The organism is Algoriphagus sp. (assembly GCF_030694375.1).
GTDB lineage: Bacteria > Bacteroidota > Bacteroidia > Cytophagales > Cyclobacteriaceae > Algoriphagus.
Genome location: NZ_JAUXYL010000016.1, coordinates 1 through 4855, shown reverse-complemented (window position 1 = coordinate 4855; position 4855 = coordinate 1). Strand labels below are relative to the sequence as shown.

Below are 4855 nucleotides of genomic sequence, written 5' to 3'. Positions count from 1 at the left end.
AATAGCTGGCCTACTAATCCACCTAGCAGCCGTTTCACCCTGCGGATGTCAGTCAACAGCCACTAGCAAAAAGCCCTGAAAGATGAATGCATCAATCAGGGCTTTTTTTCAGGGGCTTTTCTCTAGTGGGCTAAATGTTAGCAGTATTTATTTTTCAATTCCTGAATACTTTTTATAAATCGCTCGGTAACCCAAAAGCCGACCAATTGGAGCAATGATATTCATTAGTATTTTTTGCACTCCAATTGGTATATCAGCAAGATATGATTTGCTGTCAAGGTACTTAAGAGCAACCAGCTCCTGAACTAAGCCATATTTTCCGTTTTTGCTTTTTCCGTCGGCAGCCAATCCTACTAAATTTTCAATCAAATAATCAAAATCCAATGCGGGCGTGACAGAATGAAGGTATGTTACCGAAGTGATTTCATCATTATAATGATTGTGGGGAACATTCTTGGGTAATGTTATTTTTTCTCCTGCCGACAGTTTATGTATTTTCCCTTCGAATAAAACTGTAAGTTGGCCTGAAATAATTTCAAAAGTTTCATCTTGAAAAACATGAAAGTGTTTAGGAACGAGCTGTCCTTTACTCTTAATGACCGCTTTCATGATTATTCGTTCTCCATTAGAATCCTTGGCTGTTTCCAAAAATTCATAAGAATCACCATTTGTCGGGTTGATTATAGTTTGACCTTTTGTTGGCATAAACTTGATTTTTAAATTATTTAACTGAAGAAATGTAATTGAAGCCTTAACTTAATAATTACCTCCAGAGGGTCAAGAAATGGGGATCTCCTCAGACCTTCCCTCAGCATCCGCACATGTGATACACTCAAGGGCCGCGGTGAACGCTGTATGCAAGACTTTCGACAGCCAGGGTCAAATATCGTCTCGCACTAAAATACTTAAGCTTAAGTCAAATTCATTCGATTTAGCAGGATTTTTCATTGTGCAGATGATTGGGTTGATTCCAAACTTCACACCCAATCATCCGATTCCAGAATCAGAACCCAGGATTCTGGAAAGCTACAACCCACGATACTGCTCCTGCTGCCAGAAAGAAAGCATGGTGAGCATCCAGCGCCTACCCAAGCGTGGTCCATCGAAGGCAGTCTTTCCCACAGTCGCAACTCAATTTTAATTTCTGATTTTTATCGGGCTGGAAGAGCTATGCCTGCCCGATCTTCAGGCGGTGGATATTCCGGAGCATGTTGACCCCCTGAATCCGGAGGTTTTTCAGGAGCAAAAAGTGCCTTTAGTGGCCAGATTCGACTGACATTCCGGCGGATGTTGACCCCCCAAAGTGGGATATTCGTCTGGATTCCGGAGCATGTTGACCCCCTTGGGTCCTGAATCCGGAGGATATTGACCCCTCTTTTTAATGGTTTTGGTTTCTTAGTCGCTCACCAAGTACTAAGCGGAAGACGATGGCCGGAAAACCAAAACCCATGAGTCAGATCAAACAACTCCTCATTTTACACCGTCAGGGGCAGGGCATCAAAGCCATTGCACGCAGCCTGTCCATGAGCAGGAATACGGTAAAGTCCTACCTTTTCAAGCTCGAAAAACTACTCAGTGATTCAGTCACCGAATTAAGTATTGAGCATATTTTGGGCATGGAAGAGCCGGAGATTTACCACCTCTTTCATCCCGGAAATCCTTCCTACAAAGACAGTCGATACGAGCATTTCAAGAGTCTGCTGGATTACTTCTCTGGTGAACTTCGCCGCACCGGAGTCAGCCGTGCGCTGCTTTGGGAGGAATATAAGCAGGGTCGTCCTGACGGATACGGATATTCCCAGTTTTGCCATCATCTGGATCAGCATAGCTCAGCGAAGACCAAGCCCTCATTGGTGCTGGAACATGCCCCTGCCGAAAAGCTCTACATTGATTTTGCGGGAAAGACCATCCCTTATATTGATCGGGAAACCGGTGAACTGATCCCCTGTCAGCTTTTTGTAGCCTGTCTGCCTTTCTCCGACTATTCCTTTGCTATGGCAATCCCATCGCAGGCTTTGGCGGACTTCCTCTACGCACTGGCCTGTTGTCTGGAGTTTCTGGGCGGAGTCCCATTGATTCTTGTTCCGGACAACTTTAAAGCAGCAGTGGTCAAAGCCGATCGTTATGAACCCGACATCAACCGGGCTTTGGAAGACTTTGCCAGCCACTATGGGATGGCCGTTGTTCCGACCCGTGCGGGTAAGCCAAAAGACAAGGCACGGGTAGAGAATCAGGTCAAGATTCTTTATTCCCGTATCTATGCCAAGCTGCGAAACAGACAGTTCTTTGACCTGTATTCGCTCAATGAGGCCATCCGGATCCAACTCAAAGCACACAATCAAACCCGGATGAAGCAAAAAGGCCACTGTCGGGAAGAGCAGTTTATGGCTTCAGAAAAACCGCTCCTTGCCCCGCTTCCTACCGAACGCTTTGAACTCCGGCACCACGCCGAGCTGACCTTATCCAAAAATAACCATGTCTATCTGGCCCGGGACAAGCATTACTACAGTGCCCCCCATACCTTGATTGGCAAAAAGCTCAAGGTCATCTACACCCGATCCATGGTGCAGCTGTACCATCAGGGCAAGAAAGTCGCTGCCCATGTGAGAAGCTTCAAAGCAGGAGGATACTCCACTGTCAAAGACCACCTGTGCTCCCAGCATCAACACTACCGCGACCGCAGTCCGGACTATTACCGGGATCTGGCTTCCCAAAAATCTGCGGTGCTAGGCAAGTACATCTGCGGTCTTTTTGAGCAAAACCGCTATCCCGAACAGCTCTACAAAACCTGTGACGGGTTACTGGCCTTAAGCCGGAAAACAGACCTACGGACACTCGAAAAAGCCTGTCAGCTGGGGATCGACCATGGGGAGTACTCCTATCGGTTCATCAAAAACGTCCTGGAAAACCATACCGCTTTTGAAGACTATTCCGAACCCGAAAAACCACTTCCCGAACATCAGAACCTTCGGGGAAAAGCTTACTACCAACAACAGAAACTTGAATTTTAACCCCCTATATCATGAACCAGATCGAAACACAGATGAACAGGCTCAAGCTCCACGGCATGGCCAAAGCATGGACAGCACTCAAAGAAAGCCGTAAAAACCAAAGTCTCTCCCTGACAGAAGGACTGGAACTGCTCCTGCAGTCCGAGGAACTCGAAAAGGACAACCGCCGCTTCAAACGGCTCGAACACGGTGCCCAGTTCCGCTACAAAGCCAGTCTGGAAGAACTCAAACTGGATCGCACCAGAGGTTTAGATGATCTGCTGCTGGCTTCGCTGGCCACAGGTGACTACCTCACCAAGGGCGAATCGGTACTCATTACCGGGGCCACCGGATGCGGCAAAAGCTATCTGGCTTCCGCTCTGGGACATCAGGCCTGTCTGCTCGGATTCAAAGCCGCCTACTTTAACACCCAGAAACTTATGCTCAAAACCAAAATGGCAAGGCTCGAAGGCACGGCCATTAAATTCTTCGACCGCATCGCCAAAACAGACCTGCTGATTATGGACGACTTCGGGCTTACCCATCTTGAAAAACAGCACCAACTTGACCTGATGGAACTCATCGAAGACCGGCACGGAAAAAAATCCACCATTATCGTCAGCCAGTTGCCCGTGCAAAGTTGGTATGAAGTCATCGGAGAAGAAACCATTGCCGACGCAATCCTGGACCGTCTTCTGCATTCTTGCTACCGTATCGAACTCACAGGAGACTCATTGAGAAAAAAAATGTAAAATTGTCAGGCTATTAGTAATCCAATACCAAACCATTTTAGAGGGGGGTCAGTATCCCCGGAACAGGGGTCAGTATCGTCCGGAATTTCCAGGCGGGCCCAAGTCATAAAAAAACCTTCCAAAATGAACCTGGAAGGGTTGAAGAATTGATTTCAAAATGACTTTTTAGATAAAGAAGGGACGCAAGGCTCCCACATTTTGGACTTAAAGGTCCTTTGTCCGCTACAAATTCCCGACTCAATCCCCATAGGTACCTCACCGGTTTTCCCGATACGCTACGCTATCGGGACAGGCTGTGCAACAGCGCTTTCATTGTTCGTGCTTCGCACGCAACGAAAGCTTAGTTGTTACCTGCTGCTGTTCTTTCGTCTATTTTGTTCGTCATTTGGCATATGTTATAAAGTCAATGAGCAAGTAGTCGTTTACTGTTGGGTCAACGGCAAAAATTTCTCCAGTTTTTTTATTTTCAATTGTCACAAAGTCGTGGTCTTTAAAAAATGAAGAATTGAAATATTTGTGAATGTTTGTCCCAAGAAAATAAAGTTGTCCGACTTGCGGTTTGGCATTCCAAGTGTCTGAAAGGTTATACTTTTCTAAAAGGTAGTTGCAAGTTGTCGCAAAAAATGTTGCATAACCAACGCAATGTGCTGTCTTGGAAATAATCAGTTTGTTTGGGTCAGTGTCGTTTTTGTCAGCAGTAAAGTTGAGTTGACTCGAAGTTATTGAAAGTCCAATTTTGATAATTTGCTTAATGTCAAGGTCGGTTTGTGTATCATTATTTGCGTCAATAAAGTCGGTAAGTATTTTGTCTGTTGCTGTATAATTGGTCCGAAGTCCAACCGATTTATAAGTCACTAAATGTCTGTAAAACCACCCACGAAACAAAAGTCCAACTGTCGTTAGAATTAAGATGGTTATAAATGTTCGTTTGATGAATTTCATTGTTGAACGTGTCGTTGTTTACAGTTGCAAGTAATCGGGTCAGGCAGGGGAATCTCACCCCCACCTTCCCACAGAACCGTGCGTGAGACTCTCACCTCACACGGCTCTTCATGTTATCAAATCACATTGAAAGTATAAACTCTCAGGGATATACCAGCAACCAGTGTTCGA

The 4855-nt window shown here is 45.8% G+C and carries 4 protein-coding genes; 2 read left to right on the top strand and 2 right to left on the bottom strand.

Annotated features, from left to right (window positions below; translation table 11 throughout):
• Positions 1-147: 147 nt before the first annotated feature.
• Entirely contained in the window at positions 148-705 is a 558-nt protein-coding gene (locus tag Q8M62_RS04415; RefSeq protein ID WP_305668040.1) for a cupin domain-containing protein, read from the bottom strand.
• Positions 706-1448: 743 nt separating this feature from the next.
• On the opposite strand from Q8M62_RS04415, the gene istA reads away from it, so the two are divergent.
• A complete protein-coding gene (gene istA / locus Q8M62_RS04410; RefSeq protein ID WP_305668039.1) occupies positions 1449-3011 on the top strand; it encodes an IS21 family transposase in 1563 nt (520 codons plus the stop codon).
• An 11-nt stretch (positions 3012-3022) separates the two neighbouring features.
• Positions 3023-3742: an IS21-like element helper ATPase IstB gene (istB, locus tag Q8M62_RS04405; RefSeq protein ID WP_305668038.1), complete on the top strand. Its 720-nt coding sequence runs from the start codon at positions 3023-3025 to the stop codon at positions 3740-3742.
• A gap of 381 nt (positions 3743-4123) precedes the next feature.
• Here the strand turns inward: istB and Q8M62_RS04400 are convergent, their stop codons facing one another.
• Positions 4124-4684: a hypothetical protein gene (locus Q8M62_RS04400; protein WP_305668037.1), complete on the bottom strand. Its 561-nt coding sequence runs from the start codon at positions 4682-4684 to the stop codon at positions 4124-4126.
• Positions 4685-4855: the final 171 nt, after the last annotated feature.

Excerpts from the sequence above, each read along its gene's own strand:
- Q8M62_RS04415 (WP_305668040.1), bottom strand. The coding sequence starts at position 705 with ATGCCAACAAAAGGTCAAACTATAATCAACCCGACAAATGGTGATTCT.
- istA (WP_305668039.1), top strand. The coding sequence starts at position 1,449 with ATGAGTCAGATCAAACAACTCCTCATTTTACACCGTCAGGGGCAGGGC.
- istB (WP_305668038.1), top strand. The coding sequence starts at position 3,023 with ATGAACCAGATCGAAACACAGATGAACAGGCTCAAGCTCCACGGCATG.
- Q8M62_RS04400 (WP_305668037.1), bottom strand. The coding sequence starts at position 4,684 with ATGAAATTCATCAAACGAACATTTATAACCATCTTAATTCTAACGACA.